This window comes from Exiguobacterium undae DSM 14481 (assembly GCF_000620805.1).
Taxonomy (GTDB): domain Bacteria; phylum Bacillota; class Bacilli; order Exiguobacteriales; family Exiguobacteriaceae; genus Exiguobacterium_A; species Exiguobacterium_A undae.
Map to the genome: position 1 here is coordinate 556,094 of NZ_KK211187.1, position 22,686 is coordinate 578,779.

The 22,686-nt window shown below is 49.4% G+C and carries 23 protein-coding genes; 18 read left to right on the forward strand and 5 right to left on the reverse strand.

The window, feature by feature from the left end; all coding sequences use genetic code 11:
- Window positions 1-16: 16 nt before the first annotated feature.
- Window positions 17-598 (reverse strand): LOG family protein, encoded by a 582-nt coding sequence (locus P397_RS0103525; RefSeq protein WP_028105645.1) that lies wholly within the window; start codon window positions 596-598, stop codon window positions 17-19.
- A 129-nt stretch (window positions 599-727) separates the two neighbouring features.
- Here P397_RS0103525 and P397_RS17960 point away from each other — a divergent pair, with 129 nt between their 5' ends.
- Together P397_RS17960 and P397_RS0103535 are read left to right on the forward strand one after the other, a co-directional pair.
- The gene (locus tag P397_RS17960) at window positions 728-901 is read left to right on the forward strand and encodes a hypothetical protein (protein ID WP_167331054.1); all 174 of its coding nucleotides are present in this window, start codon (window positions 728-730) and stop codon (window positions 899-901) included.
- 299 nt (window positions 902-1,200) lie between these two features.
- Window positions 1,201-1,431, forward strand: coding sequence for an ADP-ribosylation factor GTPase-activating family protein (locus tag P397_RS0103535; protein ID WP_028105646.1), 231 nt, complete (start codon window positions 1,201-1,203; stop codon window positions 1,429-1,431).
- Here P397_RS0103535 and P397_RS0103540 read toward each other — a convergent pair.
- Window positions 1,423-2,304, reverse strand: a complete 882-nt coding sequence (locus tag P397_RS0103540; RefSeq protein ID WP_028105647.1) for a helix-turn-helix domain-containing protein — start codon at window positions 2,302-2,304, stop codon at window positions 1,423-1,425. The two genes, P397_RS0103535 and P397_RS0103540, sit on opposite strands and share 9 nt — an antisense overlap.
- A 371-nt stretch (window positions 2,305-2,675) precedes the next feature.
- Between P397_RS0103540 and P397_RS0103550 the strand changes: the two genes are divergently transcribed.
- From P397_RS0103550 to P397_RS0103560, 3 genes are all read left to right on the forward strand, one after another.
- Window positions 2,676-3,887 (forward strand): hypothetical protein, encoded by a 1,212-nt coding sequence (locus P397_RS0103550; RefSeq protein ID WP_028105648.1) that lies wholly within the window; start codon window positions 2,676-2,678, stop codon window positions 3,885-3,887.
- Window positions 3,880-4,623, forward strand: coding sequence for a hypothetical protein (locus P397_RS0103555; protein WP_028105649.1), 744 nt, complete (start codon window positions 3,880-3,882; stop codon window positions 4,621-4,623). Before P397_RS0103550 ends, P397_RS0103555 begins: the two co-directional genes overlap by 8 nt.
- Before the next feature lie 183 nt (window positions 4,624-4,806).
- On the forward strand, window positions 4,807-5,118 hold the full coding sequence (locus P397_RS0103560; protein WP_028105650.1) for a hypothetical protein: 312 nt from the start codon (window positions 4,807-4,809) through the stop codon (window positions 5,116-5,118).
- Window positions 5,119-5,180: 62 nt separating this feature from the next.
- Here P397_RS0103560 and P397_RS0103565 read toward each other — a convergent pair whose 3' ends face one another.
- Window positions 5,181-5,600 (reverse strand): helix-turn-helix domain-containing protein, encoded by a 420-nt coding sequence (locus P397_RS0103565; RefSeq protein ID WP_028105651.1) that lies wholly within the window; start codon window positions 5,598-5,600, stop codon window positions 5,181-5,183.
- 233 nt (window positions 5,601-5,833) lie between these two features.
- Between P397_RS0103565 and P397_RS0103570 the strand changes: the two genes are divergently transcribed.
- A complete protein-coding gene (locus P397_RS0103570) occupies window positions 5,834-6,331 on the forward strand; it encodes a VanZ family protein (protein WP_028105652.1) in 498 nt (165 codons plus the stop codon).
- A gap of 96 nt (window positions 6,332-6,427) precedes the next feature.
- On the forward strand, window positions 6,428-7,420 hold the full coding sequence (locus tag P397_RS0103575; RefSeq protein WP_028105653.1) for an ATP-grasp domain-containing protein: 993 nt from the start codon (window positions 6,428-6,430) through the stop codon (window positions 7,418-7,420).
- 63 nt (window positions 7,421-7,483) lie between these two features.
- On the opposite strand, the gene P397_RS0103580 is transcribed toward P397_RS0103575, so the two are convergent.
- Together P397_RS0103580 and P397_RS0103585 are read right to left on the reverse strand one after the other, a co-directional pair.
- Window positions 7,484-8,242 carry a hypothetical protein gene (locus P397_RS0103580; protein WP_026832008.1) on the reverse strand — a complete coding sequence of 253 codons (759 nt, stop codon included), beginning with the start codon at window positions 8,240-8,242 and terminating at the stop codon, window positions 7,484-7,486.
- A gap of 31 nt (window positions 8,243-8,273) precedes the next feature.
- Window positions 8,274-9,563: an O-antigen ligase family protein gene (locus P397_RS0103585; RefSeq protein WP_035414038.1), complete on the reverse strand. Its 1,290-nt coding sequence runs from the start codon at window positions 9,561-9,563 to the stop codon at window positions 8,274-8,276.
- A gap of 328 nt (window positions 9,564-9,891) precedes the next feature.
- Here P397_RS0103585 and P397_RS0103590 point away from each other — a divergent pair, with 328 nt between their 5' ends.
- From P397_RS0103590 to P397_RS17080, 11 genes are read left to right on the forward strand one after another with little or no spacing between them, the layout of a single operon-like run.
- Window positions 9,892-10,542 carry a YveK family protein gene (locus tag P397_RS0103590; RefSeq protein WP_026832010.1) on the forward strand — a complete coding sequence of 217 codons (651 nt, stop codon included), beginning with the start codon at window positions 9,892-9,894 and terminating at the stop codon, window positions 10,540-10,542.
- A 21-nt stretch (window positions 10,543-10,563) separates the two neighbouring features.
- Window positions 10,564-12,435 carry a polysaccharide biosynthesis protein gene (locus tag P397_RS0103595; RefSeq protein ID WP_028105655.1) on the forward strand — a complete coding sequence of 624 codons (1,872 nt, stop codon included), beginning with the start codon at window positions 10,564-10,566 and terminating at the stop codon, window positions 12,433-12,435.
- Between the two features lie 14 nt (window positions 12,436-12,449).
- Complete coding sequence (locus tag P397_RS0103600) at window positions 12,450-13,712, forward strand: oligosaccharide flippase family protein (protein ID WP_028105656.1); 1,263 nt, start codon at window positions 12,450-12,452, stop codon at window positions 13,710-13,712.
- A 14-nt stretch (window positions 13,713-13,726) separates the two neighbouring features.
- Complete coding sequence (locus P397_RS0103605; RefSeq protein WP_028105657.1) at window positions 13,727-15,019, forward strand: hypothetical protein; 1,293 nt, start codon at window positions 13,727-13,729, stop codon at window positions 15,017-15,019.
- Entirely contained in the window at window positions 15,009-16,046 is a 1,038-nt protein-coding gene (locus tag P397_RS0103610; RefSeq protein WP_028105658.1) for an NAD-dependent epimerase, read from the forward strand. The genes P397_RS0103605 and P397_RS0103610 overlap by 11 nt, the downstream gene beginning before the upstream one ends.
- A complete protein-coding gene (locus tag P397_RS0103615; protein ID WP_028105659.1) occupies window positions 16,036-17,385 on the forward strand; it encodes a phenylacetate--CoA ligase family protein in 1,350 nt (449 codons plus the stop codon). The genes P397_RS0103610 and P397_RS0103615 overlap by 11 nt, the downstream gene beginning before the upstream one ends.
- A gap of 12 nt (window positions 17,386-17,397) precedes the next feature.
- On the forward strand, window positions 17,398-18,741 hold the full coding sequence (locus tag P397_RS0103620; protein ID WP_028105660.1) for a nucleotide sugar dehydrogenase: 1,344 nt from the start codon (window positions 17,398-17,400) through the stop codon (window positions 18,739-18,741).
- Window positions 18,729-19,838: a glycosyltransferase family 4 protein gene (locus P397_RS0103625; protein WP_028105661.1), complete on the forward strand. Its 1,110-nt coding sequence runs from the start codon at window positions 18,729-18,731 to the stop codon at window positions 19,836-19,838. The genes P397_RS0103620 and P397_RS0103625 overlap by 13 nt, the downstream gene beginning before the upstream one ends.
- A 16-nt stretch (window positions 19,839-19,854) precedes the next feature.
- Complete coding sequence (locus P397_RS0103630; RefSeq protein ID WP_028105662.1) at window positions 19,855-20,475, forward strand: sugar transferase; 621 nt, start codon at window positions 19,855-19,857, stop codon at window positions 20,473-20,475.
- Window positions 20,456-21,523, forward strand: coding sequence for a lipid II:glycine glycyltransferase FemX (locus tag P397_RS0103635; protein WP_028105663.1), 1,068 nt, complete (start codon window positions 20,456-20,458; stop codon window positions 21,521-21,523). Before P397_RS0103630 ends, P397_RS0103635 begins: the two co-directional genes overlap by 20 nt.
- Window positions 21,520-22,674: an aminotransferase class I/II-fold pyridoxal phosphate-dependent enzyme gene (locus P397_RS17080; protein WP_035414040.1), complete on the forward strand. Its 1,155-nt coding sequence runs from the start codon at window positions 21,520-21,522 to the stop codon at window positions 22,672-22,674. The genes P397_RS0103635 and P397_RS17080 overlap by 4 nt, the downstream gene beginning before the upstream one ends.
- Window positions 22,675-22,686 lie beyond the last annotated feature (12 nt).

The window sequence follows — 22,686 nt, forward strand, 5'->3', positions numbered from 1 at the left end:
GTGAGCTTTGCCTTGATCAGGTCTGCTTCTTATTCATGTACGTTTTGACGCGTGGTGCCGTATACGTGCGGAAACGTTCGAGCAACCGTTCCGGATCAGACTCGACGAGGAGTATTGCGGCGTGTTCCGGTATCAGGAAACCTTGTGTCTCCATCTGCTGGAACAACGTGACGAGCGAATCATAGTAGCCGTCGATGTTTAAGATGCCGCATGGTTTTTCATGTAAGCCAAGCTGTGCCCACGTGAAGACTTCAAAAAATTCTTCCATCGTCCCCGGACCACCCGGTAAGATGATGAATCCGTCTGCCAGTTCAGCCATCTTCGCTTTGCGATCGTGCATCGATTCGACGAGATGAAGCTCTGTCAGATTCGGGTGGGCAATTTCTTTTTCCTGTAAGAAGTGCGGCAGGACACCGATCGCTTGTCCATTGGCTGCAAGGACCGCATCAGCGACAGCACCCATCGTTCCGACGCGTGACCCGCCATAGACAAGGTCGAGGTCATGACGTGCCAGCGCGGTACCGAGCGTCGCTGCTGCCTGACGGAAAATTGGTGTTGCTCCATCTTTTGAACCACAAAACACTGCAAGTTTTTTCATCCATAGGTCCCCCTTGTTAAAATCGTCTTCTGTCAACATATCATATCAGGTCGTTTCGAATAAGAGGGCTCATGTATCGTTATCATGAAAAATAACAGACTGGACTACGTCAAACTGAAGGAGAACAAGATGAAACCGAAAACCATCGTATGGCTCGTATTGCTGATTGCAGCAATCAATCTTGCAATCGGGATTTGGGTGCCGGAATCGCCGACGCGAACGACAATCAGCAGTGTGTTGCTTGGATTAGTCGTCTTACTCGGAATCGGTTATTTCATTGCCCTGCGTCATTCATCGAAATAAAAACAAAGCCGTTTCGTTTGCTTCAGGCAGACGAAACGGCTTTGTTTATGTGTGATCAGAAGTATTTAAGAATGAGGGAATATTCTAAAAAATCTATTTTTATACACGATTTCGACATAAAGACGGATAAAATGTAAAAATTACGCATCTTTCGGGACATATGACTCATGTCTAAAGTATCGGTAAGTGTAAATAATGTGCAAATTACACCAAATATTCGTATTCGAATATCCAAGGGGGGTCTAAGGATATATGATGTTGTTACAAAGCCAGACAAAAATATTAGGAGGTTGTTAATAATGAACTTAAAAAAGAAATTAGGACTAGTTATTGGGACATCAGCCCTTTTACTATCACTAGGAAATTCAGTTACTAATACTAATGATATTGCTCGTAACGACCTGCCAGCTGAATTCTCAGTGAAGAACGTGGCGAAGAACGACCTACCAGCTGAATTCTCAGTGAAGAACGTGGCGAAGAATGATTTGCCAGCTGAATTTTCAATCAAACAAACTAACTCATTATCTTAACCAATCAAGAAGATTAGTTTTTTTTCTTAAAAGAATTTGTTTGTACTCATTCATATTTAAAATATCAAACAACAAATAAGCCTTTTTATACGAATCTCTTATTTCAGAATCGTCTGCATTTATTAGTTCTAGCGCATAAGCTTTTTGATAATATAACTGCCCTAATAAAGACATATCTTTAAATTGAAGGCACGATTGAATACCATCATTAATATATTTTAAAGCTTCTGCTGGCTTATTTAATTCAATTAAAACTTTTGACGCATTATATAAAATTCTTATTTTCTCTACTAACAAATCGTCACTTTCGAAGTTGAGATTAATCAATTCTTCATATGTTCGTAAGCCGTGCACATAATGACGTTTTTCGTAATATAAAGTTGCGATAGCAGATTTCAAGCGAAGTAACATTTTAGGAGAGTAATAAAGAGTTGCATATTTATCTGCTAACAATTGAAGCTCTACAATACAGGTTCTATAGTCAATCTTATTCATTCGATAAGCAGTTATATGAAGATAGTAAGAGTAGAGAGAAATCAGTTCTTGATCGAAATTCAATTGCTTAATTTTTTCTTTAGCTTCTCTATATATCAAATCATATTGTTGATTTTGAAAAAGTATTAATAACCTATCGTCAGTTAATCTAATGGAATCAACGTGCTCATTTTGATTCAAAAATATTGTTATAGGCACTTGTAACTTTCTTGATAGAGCATATAACAAATCAACTGTTGGAGAATGTGTGCCGCTCTCAATCTTACTGATTTCCGCTTGGCTACAAATCCCATTCGCCAAATCCTTCTGGGTCAGATTATGTTTCTTACGGAGACGGCGAAGGGCGAGACCAATCTGCGGTGTCGTGAATTGATCCATCGGGTTCTGTCCTTTCTGTCCAGTGGATTTGAGAAATGATTCCCTTTTCATTATAGAAGGGAATCTGATGAGACACCAATCTTTTACTTCTAAAGTTCGTCAACGTGTTGTCTGCCATTTCAAACGAAAAGAAAGGGGTAACTCCTATGAATCTCACCTTTAAAGAATCGCGCCGAACCATGACTTCTTCGGGCTGGTGCTTAAATGCTGCTCATGTCTCGGTCGCACCCTTGGCAAGTCGGGAAATGGACCGGATCAAACCACCGGCGAAACGTGAATTAAAAACTTCATAACGACGTCTCTCGACGTGGCTTCATTCCGTCACCGGTCTGAAGCCTTTTTTATCATCATCAACTGAAAGGAGTGGGCATATGATTGGATTAACGATTCTTTCCGAAAGCCAAGGTTGGTTGCATCAACTTGATCCGACCCCTGAGCTCATCACGTTTTGTGAACAGCATCGTTTTTCGATGGATCGTTATGATTACGATCAGCATACGTTTTTGGATTTACTCGATTATATGGAGTTTCAAGAATTCGAACACTATTTATTTATCTTACGCGGACCGGGTGAACGGACGCTGCGACTCGTCGCGTATTTACAACAACGGATGTTGCATGTCCAGTTCCACTTGATGAATGAACGGGGCGACGTGTTATTTGGGGATCCGTATTTCTTGAACGGAGGGCAGGTGCCGCTTGAAACATCCTACGTTTCTGAGCAACCGATTGCCTTACAAGATGCCTTGATGTCGTTGTTCACAGGTGTCTATCCGGATGCGGCGTCGCGTCATCCGCAACCGTTACGTCATGTCTACGTCGAGGAGACGGCATTACTGGACTCGATTGAGCCGTCCTTGTTTGATCAGATGACGATCAACAGCCTGCTTTACATCGATCAGTCGACCCGCCACGATTTGCCGGTGATTGAATTGATGAGTCGGACACCGGTCTTGCTGGCATTTTCCGATACGTTGCCGTTTGACATCAAGGAACGACTGGCAGCATTTGATCGCCAGGCGTTGCAGCGAGCGTTTCAGCAGTGGCATGACACAGGGATCATTTCGAACGAGGAACACCGTGCCGGGATCATGGATTATGCGACGCTTGCCGGACTGACCGTGTCCCATCGTTTGTTTATCTGTAATTGCGGAATTTTCGCGGATTACGGGCAACGTCTCCAACTTAGTGACACGTTTGCCGTCAATGTGTGTCAGTTGCGCGAACGGCAACGGGAACAGCTCGAGGCGCTTGCACCGGTTGCGCAACTGACGCTTTATCCGCTCTTGTTCCAATTGGCCTCCGCTTTTAAAGGAACAAGTCGATTCGTGACACCGTACAGTGATCTTGAACTGCCCCGAACGGACGGGAAGATTGGTCCGCTGTCGATGGTCGGTATTCAAAACACGGAAGGCTGTTTTGCGTTTGAACTGACGACAAACCAACTGTTTGAGACGGATGAAATGTTTCTTGCGATCCTCGAAGCCGATCAAAAAGAACGGTTCGATATCTTGCCGGAACGGCTGGGGGAAGACTATGAAGCGGCCATACAGACTTATAAGGAGTTGATTTATCATGGATGAGCGACCGCTGTTTGGTCCATTCTCAAGAAAAGGGAGCTACTCTCGTGTTGAGGTCCTCGATAACTTGTTTGCCGATGACCGCTTCGTCGCCTTGTATCAAGAAACTGTTGCCTTGCCGGAAATTGATGAATTGATGTTATACCGCCGTTATCTTCGAAAAGAAGACCGCGTTCTTTTATACGGAACGTTTTCTCCTGACCTGTTTAATACGTTATGCCAAGAAGGCTATGACCTGTATTTGGTCGAACCGGAACTGAACCGGATCACGGGCATCTCGTCTCGTTATATGGACCGCGTCTATGGGCTGAGTAATGAGTTGGTCGATGTGATGGGCAGCGGGGCGTTTGATAAAATCGTGTTGCCGGGGACGACGATTGCGCGGTATTCACGAGGGGAGTTGTTGTTGTTTTTCCGGAATGTTCGACAGCTGTTGACGCCGGCGGGGCAATTGCTCGTCAACATCCACAATGCGAGGTATTTAAAAACACACGTCCAACCGATTGCGTCACGACGCATTCAAGATTGTACATTGTTTTACGGGCAAAAAGTCGACCGCAACCGTCTGATCTTTAATTTATATTTGAAATCAGGTAATGATGAAAAGGTCAGTTATGCGATTGAACATCTGTATGAGCCGGACACCTTATTCGAATTTGCGAAACTATCACGTTATACAGGCAGGACACTGTATGCGGGAAAAACCGTCAGTATTCTTGAACTCGATAAAATAGGTTAAAATCAATCGATTCTGTATCCACTGGATGCAGAATTTTTTAGCAACTAAAAATAGTTCTTCAAATTAATTGAAATATTTTCTATACTGGTTTCAATAGGTCTAAAGGTGGGGTAATAAAAAGAGCAGTCCTTAATTGTCAGAAATTTTAACGCCATCAAGAAAATCGGAGGATAGGTAAACGTTATGGATGAAAAGACGACACAAGCACGGCAAGACAGTTGTTTATCCTTTATTACGACGTTGTTTCCAGAGGAAACCTTTCAGTTCGTTGAACAGCAGACATATCCGGACGCTTTTGGACATACCGGAACGCATATTACGTTCAAATCCGCCTTACGTGAGTTAAAGCTCAGTTTTGTCAGCCAAGCGCACAGTCGCTTCGAGCGGGTCTTTTTAGCGGAAAAAACATCGGCATCACCCTTTTTCAGCCGGATGATGGAAGCGACATATGAAGATGGTCAGTTATACATTCATCACGTTTTGAAGTCCGATTGACGCACAAAAAAACACGATGAGACGTGGACAGGAATTCTCCTATCCGCGTCTCATCGTGTTTTTTAGGTTTTAATTGACTGAAGTCCTTGCTGTAACGCTTGATTGACCGACGTCGCCATATGATCCCGCACCTCTTGTGTGAGTAAGCGACCGTTGAAGTACACTTCATTCGACAGTGTCAGATGGACAAGGATATCTTCTAAGACGGGCTTGAAATCGAGCGGCTGGGTTGGCTCGAGGGACTGGTCGATAAACTCCTGCAACGAAGGATGTTGGACATACTTCGGATCAATGAGATCGATCACCGTCGTGTTCAAGGCCATAGCTAATCGTTCCAATACCTGTGTCGTGGGAATTCGTTGTCCCCGTTCATAGGCCGAGATGGAAGTAACAGTTTCACCACACCGTTCTGCTAAATGTTTTTGAGTGTACCGGTGTTGTTTTCGTAGTTGCATGATTTTTTTTCCGAGAGCACGATTCACAGTACTCAACTCCTATTCTTACATCCGTACATTATAGTACTAAATAACCATTTTCATTATATCGCAAACCTTTGAAATGTAAAAAAAAGTTTTACATAAAAAATAATTGCATGATTATGTATGTAATGGATTTAAAATTCAGGCGATTTTCATGATTTTGTCTATTTCGGTAAGGGCAGGAAAGGAGAACATGCTATTCTAATGAAAGAAATAGTAATGGAGGTTCAGGTGTGATGAAAAAAATTCCTTGGTCAGGTTATGTGACGTTACTTGTCTTGATTATTTTGTTTGTAGCGAGTTCGATGCCGTATGAAGAACAGTCACTCAAACCGGGTTTATCCCGTTATGTTAATTTAGATTTTGTGGAGCAGCTGCGATTCATCTCGTTTGATTACAACGGGGAAGTCAGTGTGGCGGCGCTTGGAGCATCGGGATTCGTTGAGTTTTTCATTCGTAAGGCCGCACATGTCTCGATTTTTATCGTCCTCGGTATCGCGTTGATTGATTTAACGATTCGCTTAGTGCGTCCTGTCCCGCTGGCTGCTGTATTTGCCTATACGTTAGCGATTACGATTGCCGTATTTGACGAATTCCATCAGATTCTGACCGGTGGACGGACCGGATTGATCCACGATGTGTTGCTCGATGGAACAGGCGCATTAATCGGAATTCTCTTCTATCTGTTGATTTGGAAAAAACGACCAAACCATCAACCGGTTCGTTCTACGTAAGTCTTCGGTCCTAGTTTTTTTTTGACGGTAGCAGGTTTTGCTTGGTTGAGGTCGAATCCTTAAGGCTAACACCATTAACCAAAAGGAGAGAATCGTATGAAAACACCTCATCTATTGATTACAAGTGCCGGGCGTCGTGCAAAACTGGTCGACTATTTTGTCAGAGACTGGACGACCGGTCGTGTCAGTACGGCTGATTGTAATCCGTTGGCCGCCGCATTGTACATGACGCAGCACCACTATATCGTGCCGAAAATAGATGAGGTCGATTATATCGATCATCTGCTTCGGCTTTGTCAGACTGAAAAAGTGACGGCGATCCTGTCCTTGATTGATCCGGAACTTGGTTTACTGGCAGAAGCAACCGAACGTTTTCAGGCAATCGGTGTGACGGTCATCGTCTCCTCTCACGAAGCGTGCCAGCTCTGTTTTGACAAGTACGCCATGTATGAATATTGTCTCAGTCGAGGCATCGCTCATGCGCAGACGTATCATTCGATGGAATCGTTCCGAGAAGCACTGGCTCTGTCCGAAATCAAGTTGCCTGTTTTCGTTAAACCGCGTAGCGGCAGTGCGAGCATTGAGGTCAGACGAGTCGAGACACTTGCAGAAGTCGAGCAACTATTTGCGAAAAATAGCGGATTGATCGTTCAGGAACTGTTAGTCGGTCAAGAGCTCGGGGTGGATGCCTACGTCGATTTGATTTCCGGCAAGGTCACATCCATCTTCGTCAAAGAGAAATTGACGATGCGAGCCGGAGAGACCGATAAAAGTCGATCCGTCGTCCGGGAAGATGTGTTCGAATTGGTCGAACAGGTGCTTGAACATTCCGGACTGATCGGTCCGCTGGATTTTGATTTGTTTGATGTCGATGGTACGTTGTATCTCTCGGAAATCAATCCACGGTTTGGCGGCGGTTATCCCCATGCCTATGAATGCGGCGTCAATTTTCCGGCACAACTCTTCCGTAATCTTCAGCACGAGATCAATCCGCCGCACATCGGAAACTATACGAGCGACTTGTATATGTTAAAGCACGATACGATGACACTGGTCTCGGCAGCGGCGTTACAACAAATGAAACGTTGAAAAATAAGGAACTGATTTCATATAGAAATCAGTTCCTTATTTTTGTGTAGAAACAAATTATTATTAAGAAATCGAAATCCGCGAGCGTTTTAAACACTGGACAGCCGATGTCCAACTGCCGAATAAGGCGTTGATCGTCGAGGTACTTGGAACAGACCGTCCTTCCGCCCATTTGCGGTAATGGATGATACTGAGGGACGGCAGCTCACGTTGCGCCTGCGTCAGAGCTTCGAGCACATCTTCCTCTACCCACTTCCGGCGAGGAGGGGCAATGTCAAGACAGGCGAGGGCATCGACCCACGACCCATATTTTCGGGCAATCGTCGCGACCGTCGGATGTCCGTTTTCCTGCGCCCAAATCGAGTAGGTCTGGGTCGTTAAGCGCGGAAGAACGTCCGATGCTTCGAGGAGTGCGTTGATGATGCGTTCTTCTGTCATGCAGATTGAACGTGTCATCTCAATGTGTGCTTCCTCAAGGGCCCGTGACCATGACCCGAAACGCAGATTGATTAACGTCAATGAAGGACCGTGTTTTGCTTTGGCCCATTCGCGGTAGCTGTTGCTGTGGAATGGGTGCAACCGCTCCGATGCTTCCTTGATGAAGGCGAGGATTTCCTGATCCGAGTAATACGGCCGAATCGATGACAGTCCGGCAGCATGTAACGCTTCACGCCATGAACCGAACACGTTGATGATCGTCGTGATGGAAGGAATTTCTTTTCCAGTCGACCAGCGGGCATACGTTTTGGCGTCTAAGGCAGGGTAAGCGATGCTGGCTTCGATTAAGCTGTCGATTACTTGTTGTTCTGTCCATTTCTTCATGATGTTATACCCCTTTCATGTAGGTGTTCGTCTAGGTGTGGGTACTTTCTTGTGAGGTTGTGCGACGGCGTGTCGCATAAATCAGCAAACTGAGCCAAATGAAGTAAAATCCACTCGGTCGGACGAGTACGCTTTCTGTGAACTGAAGAAACAGCAACCAAAGACTGAGCACGAGCAAGGCAATCGATAAGGAATCATCATAACGGTAATCCCGAATCAATCGAACGAGTATCAGGAGGAACGAAGCAAGATACATCAACAGACCGACGACACCCAATTCATACAGATAAACGATCGGCGTGCTGTGGAACGTATACAACGTGCTCGGACCAAGTTGTTCTTCGAGTCCAACAGCAGAAGAACCGAGTCCGTGTCCGAACCAAAGGCGGTCGGTGGAAGCCGCCATTCCCGCCTGCCAGAGTGCACTGCGCCCGTTGAGACTGATCACTTGTGAAAACAAGGCTTGGTTAAACGACATCGAGACAAGAACGATACCGGCGCCGAGCAAGTAAAGTGCCGTCACTTGGTAGCGAAGCCGCTTCCGTTTTAACCGTAAGACGGTCGTCAGTAACGCAAGCAGGAAAAAGGAATAAATCCCGGTCTGGGAGGCACTCAGGATCAAACCAATCATGATCAGCAACAGGAAGCTTCCGAACAAGAGACAGGAACGCCATCTGTTCCGGGCAAGCGACTGCAGGACATACATCCAGGCGATGAGTCCACCGGGAACGAGCCAAGCGGCAAAGGTGTTCGGATTATTCGTCAGGCTGGCCGAGCGGAGAAAGCTGCCTTGTTCCCCGACATACAGCTGAGATAAGGAAACGGGACCAAACCGCAATGATTGAATGTTATCGATTGGTACATAATGTTGACCAAACGAAACGAGTAAGGCATATGCTGCAAGAAATAAGGCCTGATACAAGAGAATGAGGTTCATCAACTGAAACCAGCGAACGAATGGGCGAGCGGTAAGTGATAGGACGATGATGACAAAAAGCCACGTCGTAAACAGATGGAGTAACGAAAGCGAAGAAGCGGTAGCTGGACGAAACAGAAAAACAAGCGTGTGAAAGGTGAGGTGGATCAAAAACAGGGTGACGAGTCGTTGCGTCAAAGCACGTGGTGGAAAATACAAGGGACGGGTGATGAGATAAAACGTCACGAACAGAACAAGATAGACAACGGCGATCCAGACGTTCCACTGATGCGGCAGGACTTCGTCCGTAAAAGATAACGGACGGGTCCATAAATCGATCGTTACCCAAAGTGCTAGGATGAATAAGCCAATCGATTCAGGTATATTGACTGATTTTAACATCATTACTAATCTCTATCCACCCTTCATATAGGACTTATTACCGAATTTCATACTTATTAATCATCAAATTGGTATTTACCCTTAATTTTATGAACATCATGCAGTTTATAGGGATGATTTTGATGAAACGGCGATCATTTTTATGTGAATCGTCTTTTTTTCGTGAATCAATCTTTTTCGGTGAGTTAACGATACGCGGGCATAATGACTCCTCAAAAAAATATAATCATTTCCACCAAGCTCTAATTGTTTTGGTAGCCGTTTGGAAATAAGGTGTAACCATAACCAATGTCCATCCAACGTGTCAGGTAACGAGAAAGAGGTGAACAGCGTGAGCTCCATCCATCAAAAAAAGACATTCGGTGATCATTTGACGACATTGAAGAAGGGCTGGTGGATTCTCTGCATATTGGCAATTCTTTTTGCGGGTGCAGGATATGCGGTCAGCACCTACGTGATTCCTCCAACCTATGAGGCGACTGCCTACATCCTAGTCGTTCCGCAACAAGATGCGGAAGCGACAGCCACGACGACACTCGTCAGTACCTATCAAGATATCCTGAGAAGTCCGGAAGTCATCGATCAGGTCGCTCAAAAGATGGACGTGACCGATAAACGAATTTTTGACTTAACGGACCGCCTGACCGTCTCCAGTAACTTGGATTCGCAAGTCATCGCCTTATCCATCACTGATCGATCGGCGGAACAGGCAGCAATCCAAGCGAACACGATGACGGAAGTCTTTCAGGATTATTTACCCCAGTTGATCAAAACGAGCAGCACGGAAGTCTTCTCGACGGCACGGATCCCGACAAAACCAGTCTCACCGAACATCCTCATGAACACAGCAATCGGTGGCATTCTCGGTCTCTTGTTCGGATTGTTGATCGTCTACTCTCGGGCCCTTGGAAAAAAGTCAGTCGCTGAAGAAACAAAAGAACCGGCTTACCCGCAAGCTGTCAGCCGCCCTAGCCGTTCATAACCAGAGAAAGGAGGAGCCGTCATGCAAGCCCCACCACTTCATCAGTACCGCAGGCATCTCAAAATCGGTCTTTTGCGGTTGATCGACGCCGCGGTCATCATCGCAGCGACGGTCGTGACATTCTATTTCTTCAATCCCCTGAATCTGACCGCGAACTTTGAACTGGTCGATGCAGTCGAAATCGCTTTGATCCAATGGGTGGCCCTGACACTCGTTGCGCACTGGATGCGTTTTTATCAAATCATCTGGCGCTATGCCAGTCTGCGTGACCTCGGTGTCTTACTCGTCGTCGTCGTCGCCAGCAGCTTCGTCTTACTCGGTCTCGAATATGCGCTCTTCGACTTTGCGGTCGAACGGGCCGTCTTTCTTCAAACCGGTCTTGTCTTAAACGGCATCTTATTCGTCCGGCTGTTGATCCGGGGACGTCACCTCGAATTGAAGCGGGAGAACCGAACACTTGGAAAACGAACGTTGATCATCGGTGCCGGTGCCTCCGGTCAGATGATTACAAAAGAACTGAAACAGAAAAAAGCACACATCCTCAACGTCGTCGGGTTACTCGATGATTTGACGGAGCTGAAAGGGATGATGATCCATGGTGTCCCGGTCGTCGGAGCCATCGAACAGCTCGAGTGCATCATCGAGGAATACAAAATCGAGGCTGTCGTGCTTGCCATCCCGTCCTTATCCTATCCGGACCGGGTCGCTTTACTGAACCGGATCAAACAGACGAAAGTCGAAGCGCATACGTTACCGATGCTCGTGGAACTGGCATCCGGGAAAGTGTCCATCAATCAGATCCGGGAAGTCTCGATCGCCGATTTGCTCGGGCGGGAACCAGTGGAACTTGATATCACGGAAATTGAACGGAGTGTCAGTCAGGCGACGGTGCTCGTGACCGGCGCCGGCGGATCAATCGGCTCTGAAATTTGCCGCCAGCTGGCGAAGTTCAAACCGGATCATCTGATTTTACTCGGTCATGGTGAAAACAGCATCTACTTGATCCGTCGGGAACTGGAGGCCGTGACGGACGGCATCACCCTTCATTCCGTCATCGCCGATGTGCAGGATGCGGACCGAATGATGGACGTGATGCAACGTTTCAAACCGGATCTCGTCTATCACGCAGCGGCTCACAAACACGTTCCGCTGATGGAAGATAATCCGAGTGAAGCCGTCAAAAACAATGTTTACGGGACGCGGAACGTCGCTTTGGCGGCGGAAGCAGCCGGCGTCAAACGGTTTGTCATGATTTCGACCGATAAAGCGGTCAATCCGACAAGTGTGATGGGGGCGACGAAACGCATCGCCGAGATGGTCATTCAGCAAATCGCCCGCAACAGCGAAACGACCTTCGCCGTCGTCCGCTTCGGAAACGTCCTCGGCAGCCGCGGCTCGGTCATCCCACTCTTCAAGGAACAAATTGCGAACGGGGGACCAATCACCGTGACGGATCCCGCGATGACCCGTTATTTCATGACGATCCCGGAAGCGAGCCGGCTTGTCATCCAAGCGAGTGTCCTCGCTGAAGGGGGCGAAGTATTTGTCCTCGATATGGGGGAACCGGTCAACATCACGACGCTCGCCCGCAACTTGATTCACTTGAGTGGATTTACAGAAGAACAGATCCCGATCGTCTACAGCGGTATCCGCAAAGGCGAAAAGTTGTACGAAGAATTACTGGCGACCGAGGAGGTTCACGAAGAGCGGGTCTTCGATAAGATCTTAGTCGGAAAGACCCGACCGTTCGGTTCGATTGATCCGTATCTCCGCGATATTGCACTCGCGATTGATGATGAACAGGCACTTCGGACGTATTTACTCGAAGCGACGAATCGAACCGGTCCGATTCCGGAAACGATTCCACCCGCGATTCGGGTCGCCCGGGAATAAAGGGGGGAGACGGTATGAAATCAGCCCGGCAGTTATCACGCTTCAATCTCATTTTCATCGCCGATACAGCGTATTCGCTGCACCAGTGGATGATCCTGACCCTGTTGATCAAATGGAGCACCCCGCTCAACATCGGTTATTTCAATTATGCGCTCGCTTTGACGGCACCCATCGTCATGTTTTGTTGGCTCAATGCCAGTACGATTCTGACGGCAGAACGTTCCGGGCTGAAGAACTTCAGTCTTTTCATCAAAACCCGTTTTTCCTTGCTGACGGTCGGTGTCTTCGTCTTACTCGTCGTCTATTACTTCTTCGGAAAAGCCGACATCTTATGGCTGACGTTACTCGTCTACTTGAACAAATACATGGAATCGTTCGCTGATCTCGCTTACGGATTCCTGCAAGGTCACATGGCATTCAAGGAAGTCGCCTTATCAAAAATCTTCCGCAGCCTCGTCAATGTATCGGGAGCCGCCTTGATTTTGTTTACGACCCATTCGATTCACGGGTTCGTGCTCGCGCTCGTCGCCGGGAACTTGGTCATGCTCGTCCTGTATGACTTACCGACCGTCCGGCGCATCGGTCATGGTTTTGAAAACAACACGATGAGCGAGCGGTATCAAACGGGACGACAGTTATTTATCAAAGCCGTCCCACTGGGCTTCGTCGCCTTGTTGATTGCCTTGAATGCCAACATTCCCCGCTTGTTCGTCGGTCAAGCCATCGGGACGGAAGAACTTGGCTATTACGCAAGTATTGCTTACCTTCTGGTCCTAGGCAGTTTATTTATCCACTCACTCGTCGCAGTCTTGTTACCGAACTTCTCGTCTGACAGCGGGGAACGGCAAAGTCTCCCGGAACTGCGGAAGCTGACCCGCTCGATGCTGCTGATGACAAATGCCGTCGGTATCCTGTTGATTATCGGATCCATCTTCTTTGGAAAATGGGGGCTGACGATTTTCTACAATGCCTCCTTCGTTCAGTACCATACGATTTTTGTCCTGATGATGGTCGCCTCACTCTTTTTCTACAATTCAACCGTCATCCAAGCCTTGTTGACCGGATTTCAACAGTTCCGGGTCCAGACGATCTCGATCTTCGGCAGTGTCGTCGTCAACATCGTCGCCTGCAGCATCTTGATTCCGATGTACGGGTTGTACGGGGCAACGATCGCTTACGCCCTCTGTGCCGTCACCCAAATCGGACTACTGATTCCGGCACTCTATCGTTCACTCTATCCACGCAAACTCGCACTCGCCATCGAACAAAGCAGCTGAAGGAGGGGAAAAGCATGCGGCCGATTCTGATTGTCATTGCCATCGAAGCCTTGCTCAGCCAATTGGTTCGACCGCTCTTTTTGACTTCTGAAGGATACGTCGCGACACTCCTGATCATCAACTCGGTCCTGTTGATGTGGTACCTCTTGAAACAAGCGGACACGACGCCACTTTTTCTCATCTTCGTCACCGCGTTTCTGATTCGGCTGACCTTAATGCTGGTCGATCTCGAACTGTTCCGGCTCCCGCCGCACAGCGGGGATGATACGGAGGCGTTTCACCTGGAGGGCTTGCTGATCTACACCGATCCGACGACATTCAACGAAGTGGTCCGGGGAAGTTACTCGAAGTTTCTTGGTCTCTTTTATCTCGCGTTTGGACCGGAGCGGATGTTGGCTCAGTATTTAAACGTCATCCTCGGTGTCGTCTCAATCGTCATTTTGTCGAAAACATTGTTGTTGCTGAAGTTACCGATGCATTACGTCTTGATCGCAACCGGAATCTTCGCCTTCTTCGCCCAAGGGTTGTTGCTCTCACCGATTCTCCTGCGTGACCAAATCGTTGCACTCGGTATGGTCTACACGCTTTATTACATGGTGCGCTGGACGGTCGAAAAATCAGCAGTCAGCCTGACGCTCGCGTATACCGGTTACTTCGTCAGCACCGTGTTTCACTCGGGACTCGCCATCGGCATTCTCGTGTTACTCGTCTACTTTTCCTTTTACAATCACGAGACGAAGCGGATGGATTTCGAAGCATCGAAAGTCCAGCGTCTCCTCGTTCAAGTCGTGCTCGTCGGATTCATCGTCTACAGCTTCCAGGACGTCTTGTTCGCAAAATTCACCCATGTCTCACAAAACGGGCAATTGTTCAGCGGGATGAGTTATGACCGCGGTGGATCGGCTTATCTGAATGGACTGACAGTGACGGGACCACTCGACATGATCGTCTATTCCCCGATCCGGATGATCTACTTCCTGTTCTCGCCGTTCCCGTGGCAGTGGTCGAGCCTGATGAACATCGCGATTTTCTTCGCCGATGCCGTCTTTTATCTCCTGCTGTTTGGTCTGACGATGCTGCATCTGAAATATCTCAAACAACATCCGTTCGGCAGTGTGCTTCTGTTCATGTTGATCCTCTTCGTCGTTAATGCCTTGATTTTTGGTCTCGGGACCGGGAATGTCGGGACGGCGATCCGCCATCGCTACAAGTTGTTCCCGATGCTGTTGATTGTCTATACATCGATTCATTATATCCGCTATCAGGTGCTTCATCACTTCGAGGAGGTTGAGAAACGTGCAGAATAAAACGATTTTGATTACCGGGATTGCAGGCTTCATCGGATTTCATGCGGCACGTCGCTTTTTGGCAGAAGGGTACCGGGTGATCGGACTGGATGAGGTCAATGATTATTACGATCCGGCGTTGAAGGAAGCCCGGTTGATCGAACTGGATCCAAGCCGCTACACGTTTTACCGGATCTCTCTTGAAGATACAGCAGCCGTCCACACAGTGTTCGAGACGGAACAGATTGATCTCGTGCTTCACCTGGCTGCCCAAGCCGGTGTCCGCTATAGCATTGACCGACCGGATGTCTACATCACCTCAAACATCGTCGGCTTCCTCTCGATCCTGGAAGCGTGTCGGCATCATCCGGTCGAACAACTGATTTATGCTTCCTCCAGTTCCGTTTACGGCTCGAATACGAAGATGCCGTTTGCGACGACGGATGCGGTCGACCATCCGCTCAGCCTCTACGCTGCTTCGAAAAAAGCGAATGAGCTGATGGCCCATACGTACAGCAGTCTTTACGGAATCAAAACGACCGGTCTTCGCTTCTTCAGCGTTTATGGACCGTGGGGACGCCCGGACATGGCCCTGTTCAAGTTCACGGAAGCGATCGCGAACGGTCAACCGATTGACCTGTACAACTACGGTGAGATGGGACGCGACTTCACGTATGTCGACGACATCATCGAAAGCATTTACCGGCTGATGCAGACTGAACCGGTCGCCGATCCGGCATTTGATCAGGAAGATCCCTTACCCGACCGCAGCAATGTCCCGTATCGTGTCTTCAACATCGGCAGTCACAGCCCGATTCGACTGAATGAATTCGTCGCCCTGATCGAACAGCGACTCGGTAAAAAAGCCATCAAACACGAGATGCCGCTCCAGGCAGGCGACGTTCCGGAAAGTTTCGCAGACGTGACCTCGTTGTTCGAAACGATCGGCTACCGTCCACAGACGACGATCGAAGACGGGGTTCACGCATTCATCGACTGGTATGAACGTCATTATCAGCTGAAGGAGGAAGTACAAGATGGCGCTTAAAGAAGATTTCTACTACAAATCTCCGATATTTATTCAGAATATTTTGACTTCCCTTTACGGTAAAAAGCTGATGCAGGAACGATATGGACCCGAATACGAAGCGAAAATGAAAGATCTGCGGGAGAAAGACCGGACGGTGGATTACCGGGTCGAACAGCTCGAACGTCTCAATGCGTTTCTCCTGTTCGTCCAAGCACACACGCCGTACTATCAAAAATTGTTTCAAGAACACGATATCCGATTACCCTTCACCTCACTGGAACAGCTGAAGACGATTCCGATCCTTGAAAAGGAGACGCTCAGGCAACAAAATGAAGCGTTCATGTCGAACATCGATGCGCCGGTTCGCGGCCGAACCGGTGGAACGAGCGGGAAGTCACTCCAAGTCGCCTTTGTACGCGAAGACGTGCAGGAACGGATGGCACATCTCGATTACTTTAAAGAACTGCACGGCTTTTATTCCGGCATGCGCCGGGCGAGTTTCACCGGTCGGACGTTGACGGCAGTGGATCAGAAAAAGCCGATCTTCTGGCGGATGAACCGACCGTTAAATCAACTGTTGTTGTCGATTTTCCACATGAAAGAAGAGAACTTTCCCGCTTATATCGCGGAGCTGAATCGTTTTCGGCCGGCGGCGCTTGACGGGACACCAACGGCGATGCTCGAAATCGCCCAATATTTACTCAAAAACAATCTCCGGCTTGAGTTTCAGTTGGTAGCGATTTTCCCGACATCGGAGACGGTGACACCGGAGATGCGGCACCTGCTCGAAAAAGCTTTTCAAGCTCCGGTCTTTGACCAGTACGGTTCCTCGGAAGGGGCACCGATCATTTCCGAATGCCGGGAGCGGAAACTCCATCTGCATCACGAAACGGGAATCATCGAACCGTACGGAGAGGGCGGAGAGGTCGTCGTCACATGTTTTACGACACGCGGGACACCGCTGATCCGCTACCGGATCGGCGACCGAATGACACTCAGCGACGAGCGATGCAGCTGCGGCTTGAACGGTCCGGTCATTGAGTCGATTGACGGACGCGGGACAAGCTACATCGTCAGTGAAAAGCGCGGCAAAGTGTTTGAAGGAGACATCACGACGATTGCCCGCGAATTACCGAACTCGGTCTTACGCCTGCAAGTCGAACAATACGCATTAAATCAAGTGACGCTCCGGTACATTCCGGACGAACAACGGTTTGTCCCGAAACATGAAAAAATCTTATTACGCGAGATGCAGAAGCTGCTTGGTTCCTCGATGCAAGTCACGCTCGAGCCGGTCCGGCAGATGAAGCAGGAACCGAATGGAAAAACACTGATCGTCAGACAGTCGATGAAATAGGAGGAATCCATCATGAATAAGGCAGTCAAACACATCGTAGATACGACAGCAGCCGAAACTCGATCACTCCCCATCGCCAACCGTTCGATTGCCGTCGTCGGTCTCGGATACGTCGGTCTTCCCGTCGCCGTCGCCTTTGGTGAAAAAACAGAAGTCGTCGGTTTTGACATCAAGGAGCAACGCGTCGCCGAACTGAAAGAAGGTATCGATGCGACGCTTGAACTCAGTCCATTCGTCCTCAAAAATGCAGACGTCGCCTACGTGACGGACGCAGCGGCACTTCACGCAAGCGACTTCATCATCATCGCCGTCCCGACACCGATCAATGCGCAGAATCAACCGGATTTGACACCGCTCCTCCGGGCTTCGCAGCTCGTCGGACGCCAACTGAACAAAGGGGATATCGTCGTCTATGAATCGACGGTCTACCCGGGCGCGACAGAAGAAGATTGTATCCCGGTCCTCGAAGAAGCTTCCGGTCTGCAGGCAGGGGTCGACTTCTTCGTCGGTTACTCACCGGAACGGATCAATCCAGGGGATCATGAACACACATTCAAGACGATCAAAAAAATCGTCTCGGCCCAAAATCAAGAAACGCTCGATATCGTCGCGGAAGTCTACGAAGCGGTCGTTGATGCCGGAGTCCACCGGGCATCGTCAATCAAGGTCGCAGAAGCCGCAAAAATCATCGAGAATACGCAACGGGACTTGAACATCGCCTTGATGAACGAACTGGCGATCATCTTTGACCGGATGGACATCGACACGCTCGAGGTACTCGAAGCCGCCGGTACGAAGTGGAACTTCCTGCCGTTTCGTCCAGGACTCGTCGGCGGACATTGTATCGGCGTCGACCCGTTCTACTTGACGATGAAAGCCGAATCACTCGGTTATCATCCGGAAGTCATCTTAGCCGGACGGCGGATCAATGACACGATGGGACGGTTCATCGCGACATCACTCGTCAAGAATCTGATCAAACAAAACATGCCGGTCCTCGGTGCCCGGGTCACCGTCCTCGGCCTATCGTTCAAGGAAAACGTCAGTGACATCCGAAACTCGAAAGTCGCGAACCTCGTCAAGGAAATCGAAGAGTTCGGGATTGAAGTCCAGGTCGCGGATCGTCTCGTCGCAAAAGAAGATGCGAAACGCGAATACGGGATCGATTTAGTCGATCTCGCGGATTTAAAACCGGCAGACGTCGTCATCTTCGCGGTTTCCCATGAAGAGTACGTCGAAGGCAACTGGTTACTTGCGCAACACCTGCTCAAAGTCGGACGGGGAATCGTCATCGACATCAAAGGCATGCTGACACCGTCGGAAAAACCGGAAGGGGTGCATTTATGGCGACTCTGAAAATCCTTCAAGTCTGTGCTCTCGATACGACGGCGGAAACGATGCTTCAGCCTTTATTGCTCGCCTTGAAGGGAGCCGGACACGATGTCGGGATTGCCTGTGCGGATACCGGAGCGGCGCAAAAGCTCGCCGCTCAAGGGTTCACGATGCATGACATTCCAATCGAACGGAAAATCGACTGGACGAGTAACTGGAAGACGATCCGCTCGATCGTCCAGATTCTAAAAGACGGACAATACGATGCGGTACATGTGCATACGCCGGTCGCAGCAGCCCTTGGCCGGGTCGCTGCGAAGCGGGCCGGGACGAAACATATCGTCTATACCGCTCACGGCTTTTACTTTCACGAAAAGATGGGTCGCGTCACTTATCAACTGACGTACTCAGTCGAGAAGTGGCTCGCTCGGTTCGCGACGGACTACCTGTTACTCCAAAGTGCCGAAGACTATGAACTGGCGAACCGGAAACGGTTCAAAAACACGACCCGGCTGATGCACCTCGGAAACGGGATCGATTTGACCCGCTTTTATCCCCGTCCTCGTCAGACGGATGCCGGGTTTACGTTTTTATTCATCGGTCGGATTGTCGAAGAAAAAGGCATTCTCGAATTGTTGAACGCCTTTGAAGACGTCGTCGCGGTTCAACCGGACGTCCGGCTCGTCATCGCCGGTGAAATGATGGCAAGTGAACGGGATCAGACGACGAAACACACGTTCATGAAACGAATCCGGGAGATCCCGAACATCGATTATCTCGGTTTCGTTGAAGATGTGCCGACGCTGTTGCACCAAGTCGATGCGTTTGTTCTTCCGTCGCATCGTGAAGGGGTGCCGCGCTCGATCATCGAAGCGATGGCGACGGCAAAACCCGTCATCGCAACAAATATCCGCGGCTGCCGCGAAGAAGTCATCGACGGCAAAACCGGTTATCTGGTCGAAGTACAGGATGAACAGCAGTTGGCCCGTCGGATGCTGAATCTTGTCGAACAGCCGGCCGTCGCGTCTGAGATGGGCCGGGCCGGATTCGAACGGGCAATGAAACACTTTAACGAAGCAGATGTCATCAAGCGGCAACTCGATCTCTTTTCGACCTTATGAAAAGGAGGACGTCATCATGAAACGGACATTTGATTTCACAGTCAGTCTACTCGCTATTCTCGTCCTGTTGCCCGTCTATCTCCTCGTCGCCTTATTCATCTATACGAAGCTCGGACGCCCGATTTTCTTTAATCAGGTCCGTCCCGGCTACAAAGGAGAACTGTTTAAGATTTATAAATTCCGGACGATGTCGAACGAGACCGATGCGGAAGGCAAGCTCTTGCCGGACGCCGAACGGATTCCGAAATCCGTCGAATGGATCCGGCGTTTGAGTCTGGACGAATTCCCACAATTTTTTAATATCCTCCGCGGACAGATGAGTTTCGTCGGTCCCCGCCCGTTGCTCGTCAGTTATTTGAACCACTATACGAAAGAACAGATGACACGGCATGATGTCTTGCCCGGCTTGACCGGTTGGGCGCAGATTCACGGACGGAACGCGACGACCTGGCAGGAACGGCTCGAACAGGATCAGTGGTACGCTGCAAACCACACGTTCCGGCTCGATCTGTATATCCTCTTCAAGACCGTCAAGATCGTCGTTTTATCCGAAGGAAACTCAACTGATCATCAGACCGGGATGGGCGAATTCAAAGGGTTGGACGGGGGTGTCCCTCATGATGTCGTTAAGCGCTGAACGATTGATTCACGATTCGCGGGAATGGAATGCGCTCGTGACGCATTACGGACTGGATTGTTATTACGAGTATGCATACTTCGAACTGGCGGAAGAGCCGTCAGCCGTACCCGAGATGTATATCTGTCCTTCCGAGTTCGGCATCTTGATCTATCCGTACTTGAAACGACCGATAGCCGGAACCCCCTTTCAAGACATCACGACCCCATACGGATACGGGGGACCGGTCTTCATCGGATCATGGTCGACGGATCAGGTACAAGAAGTGCGGCATCATTTTCTCGCGTACTGTCACGCGGAACGGATCATCACGGAAACGGTCCGGTTTCATCCGGTCCTTCAGAATCGTGAACTTGGTCAAGCCTGGTGTGATCGTGCTCAAGTGATCCAACAAACCGTCACGGTGCCGTTGACCGATCCGATCGACGTCATTGAAGGACGTTTTTCCTCGATGACGCGGCGGAACATCAAAAAAGCGCGGCGTGAAGCGGTGACGGTCCGGGTTGCCCGGCCGGAAGAATACGCAAGCTTCATCCGTCTGTATCGGTTGACGATGGACAAACATCAAGCGGATGCCCGCTATTACTTCAGTGATCAGTACTTTCGACAGTTACAAGACGGACGATTACCGGCTGAGCTGCTCGTCGCCGAACGAAACGGCATCATCATCGCCGGTTGCATCGTCCTCTATGGTCAGCAGTTCGCCCATTATCATCTCGGCGCATCAGATCCCGAACAGCTGGCTGTCCGTCCGAATCATCTGTTATTTGCCGAAATGATCCGCCGGGCCAAGGAGCTTGGGAAAACCGCCCTTCATTTAGGCGGCGGAACGACGCGGGACGAGGCCGACAGTTTACTGGCCTACAAACGTTCCTTCAGTCCTCAACAGACCGAGTACGCGCTCGGGACTTCCATTTTGAACCCGTTGATTTACGATCAATTATCCGAACAGCATGTAAAAAAGCATGTGCTTGCATCGCAGAATTGGTTTCCACTATACCGGACGCCGGTTCGTCAGTTGTCACGAAGAGGGGAGGAATCATCATGAAAAACATCCCGTTATCCATCCCGCACCTCAGTGGTCACGAAATAAAATACGTCACGGAAGCACTCGAAACCAACTGGGTCGCACCGCTCGGTCCGAACGTCGAAGCTTTTGAAGCCGGTATGCGGGTCTACAGTGGAACACAAGCGACACTTGCGACGAGCAGCGGGACGGCAGCGATTCACTTGGCACTTTCGACACTCGGTGTCACGGCAGGGGACGATGTGTTTTGTCAGTCGTTGACCTTCATCGCTTCGACGAACCCGATCCGGTACGTCGGTGCCCGACCGGTCTTGATTGATTCTGAATCCGATACATGGAACATGTCACCAACCGCGCTGCGCCGGGCGATGATCCAGGCAGCGACGCGCGGCCGGTTACCGAAAGCCGTCATCGTCGTTCATCTGTACGGCGTCGTCGCTAAAATCGAAGAATTGGCGGCAATCTGTGAAGAATATGATGTTCCGTTGATCGAAGATGCAGCGGAATCGCTTGGTTCAACGGTCAACGGACGGATGACGGGCACGTTCGGCACGTTCGGCGTCTACTCGTTTAACGGCAACAAAATCATCACGACATCAGGAGGCGGGATGTTGGTCTCGAATGATGTTGGTCTGATCGAACGGGCCTTTTATCTCGCAACCCAAGCCCGGCAACCCGTCCTGCATTACGAACATACGGAAGTCGGCTTCAACTACCGGATGAGTAACGTCTGTGCCGGTATCGGGCGAGGTCAGCTCGAAGTGATCGAAGACCGGGTCGAGGCGCGCCGAACGATTTTCCAACGGTACGTCCGGGCGTTCGAGACGATTGATGCGCACCATTATCAACAGGAAATCAGCGGCAGTCGCGCCAACCGGTGGCTGACGGCCATGACGGTTCCCGGTGGCACGGAACAGCGGGATCTGCTGATTCAACAGTTGCAACAGAAAAACATTGAATCGCGTCCGGTCTGGAAACCGATGCACTTGCAACCGGTCTACCGGGATGTTCCGTATATCATGGGTGAAGAGCAGGATGTCAGCCGTCGACTGTTTGAAGAAGGGATCTGCCTGCCGTCTGCTTCCCAAATGACGTTTACAGAGCAGGCACTGGTCATCCGTTCGGTTCGGCAAGGACTTGTTGCAGACGTTCGACGAAATGTGCAGCTATGAATGTGTGGGAGG

Excerpts from the sequence above, each read along its gene's own strand:
- P397_RS0103525 (WP_028105645.1), bottom strand. The coding sequence starts at position 598 with ATGAAAAAACTTGCAGTGTTTTGTGGTTCAAAAGATGGAGCAACACCA.
- P397_RS17960 (WP_167331054.1), top strand. The coding sequence starts at position 728 with ATGAAACCGAAAACCATCGTATGGCTCGTATTGCTGATTGCAGCAATC.
- P397_RS0103535 (WP_028105646.1), top strand. The coding sequence starts at position 1,201 with ATGAACTTAAAAAAGAAATTAGGACTAGTTATTGGGACATCAGCCCTT.
- P397_RS0103540 (WP_028105647.1), bottom strand. The coding sequence starts at position 2,304 with ATGGATCAATTCACGACACCGCAGATTGGTCTCGCCCTTCGCCGTCTC.
- P397_RS0103550 (WP_028105648.1), top strand. The coding sequence starts at position 2,676 with ATGATTGGATTAACGATTCTTTCCGAAAGCCAAGGTTGGTTGCATCAA.
- P397_RS0103555 (WP_028105649.1), top strand. The coding sequence starts at position 3,880 with ATGGATGAGCGACCGCTGTTTGGTCCATTCTCAAGAAAAGGGAGCTAC.
- P397_RS0103560 (WP_028105650.1), top strand. The coding sequence starts at position 4,807 with ATGGATGAAAAGACGACACAAGCACGGCAAGACAGTTGTTTATCCTTT.
- P397_RS0103570 (WP_028105652.1), top strand. The coding sequence starts at position 5,834 with ATGAAAAAAATTCCTTGGTCAGGTTATGTGACGTTACTTGTCTTGATT.
- P397_RS0103575 (WP_028105653.1), top strand. The coding sequence starts at position 6,428 with ATGAAAACACCTCATCTATTGATTACAAGTGCCGGGCGTCGTGCAAAA.
- P397_RS0103580 (WP_026832008.1), bottom strand. The coding sequence starts at position 8,242 with ATGAAGAAATGGACAGAACAACAAGTAATCGACAGCTTAATCGAAGCC.
- P397_RS0103585 (WP_035414038.1), bottom strand. The coding sequence starts at position 9,563 with ATGATGTTAAAATCAGTCAATATACCTGAATCGATTGGCTTATTCATC.
- P397_RS0103595 (WP_028105655.1), top strand. The coding sequence starts at position 10,564 with ATGCAAGCCCCACCACTTCATCAGTACCGCAGGCATCTCAAAATCGGT.
- P397_RS0103600 (WP_028105656.1), top strand. The coding sequence starts at position 12,450 with ATGAAATCAGCCCGGCAGTTATCACGCTTCAATCTCATTTTCATCGCC.
- P397_RS0103605 (WP_028105657.1), top strand. The coding sequence starts at position 13,727 with ATGCGGCCGATTCTGATTGTCATTGCCATCGAAGCCTTGCTCAGCCAA.
- P397_RS0103615 (WP_028105659.1), top strand. The coding sequence starts at position 16,036 with ATGGCGCTTAAAGAAGATTTCTACTACAAATCTCCGATATTTATTCAG.
- P397_RS0103620 (WP_028105660.1), top strand. The coding sequence starts at position 17,398 with ATGAATAAGGCAGTCAAACACATCGTAGATACGACAGCAGCCGAAACT.
- P397_RS0103625 (WP_028105661.1), top strand. The coding sequence starts at position 18,729 with ATGGCGACTCTGAAAATCCTTCAAGTCTGTGCTCTCGATACGACGGCG.
- P397_RS0103630 (WP_028105662.1), top strand. The coding sequence starts at position 19,855 with ATGAAACGGACATTTGATTTCACAGTCAGTCTACTCGCTATTCTCGTC.
- P397_RS0103635 (WP_028105663.1), top strand. The coding sequence starts at position 20,456 with ATGATGTCGTTAAGCGCTGAACGATTGATTCACGATTCGCGGGAATGG.
- P397_RS17080 (WP_035414040.1), top strand. The coding sequence starts at position 21,520 with ATGAAAAACATCCCGTTATCCATCCCGCACCTCAGTGGTCACGAAATA.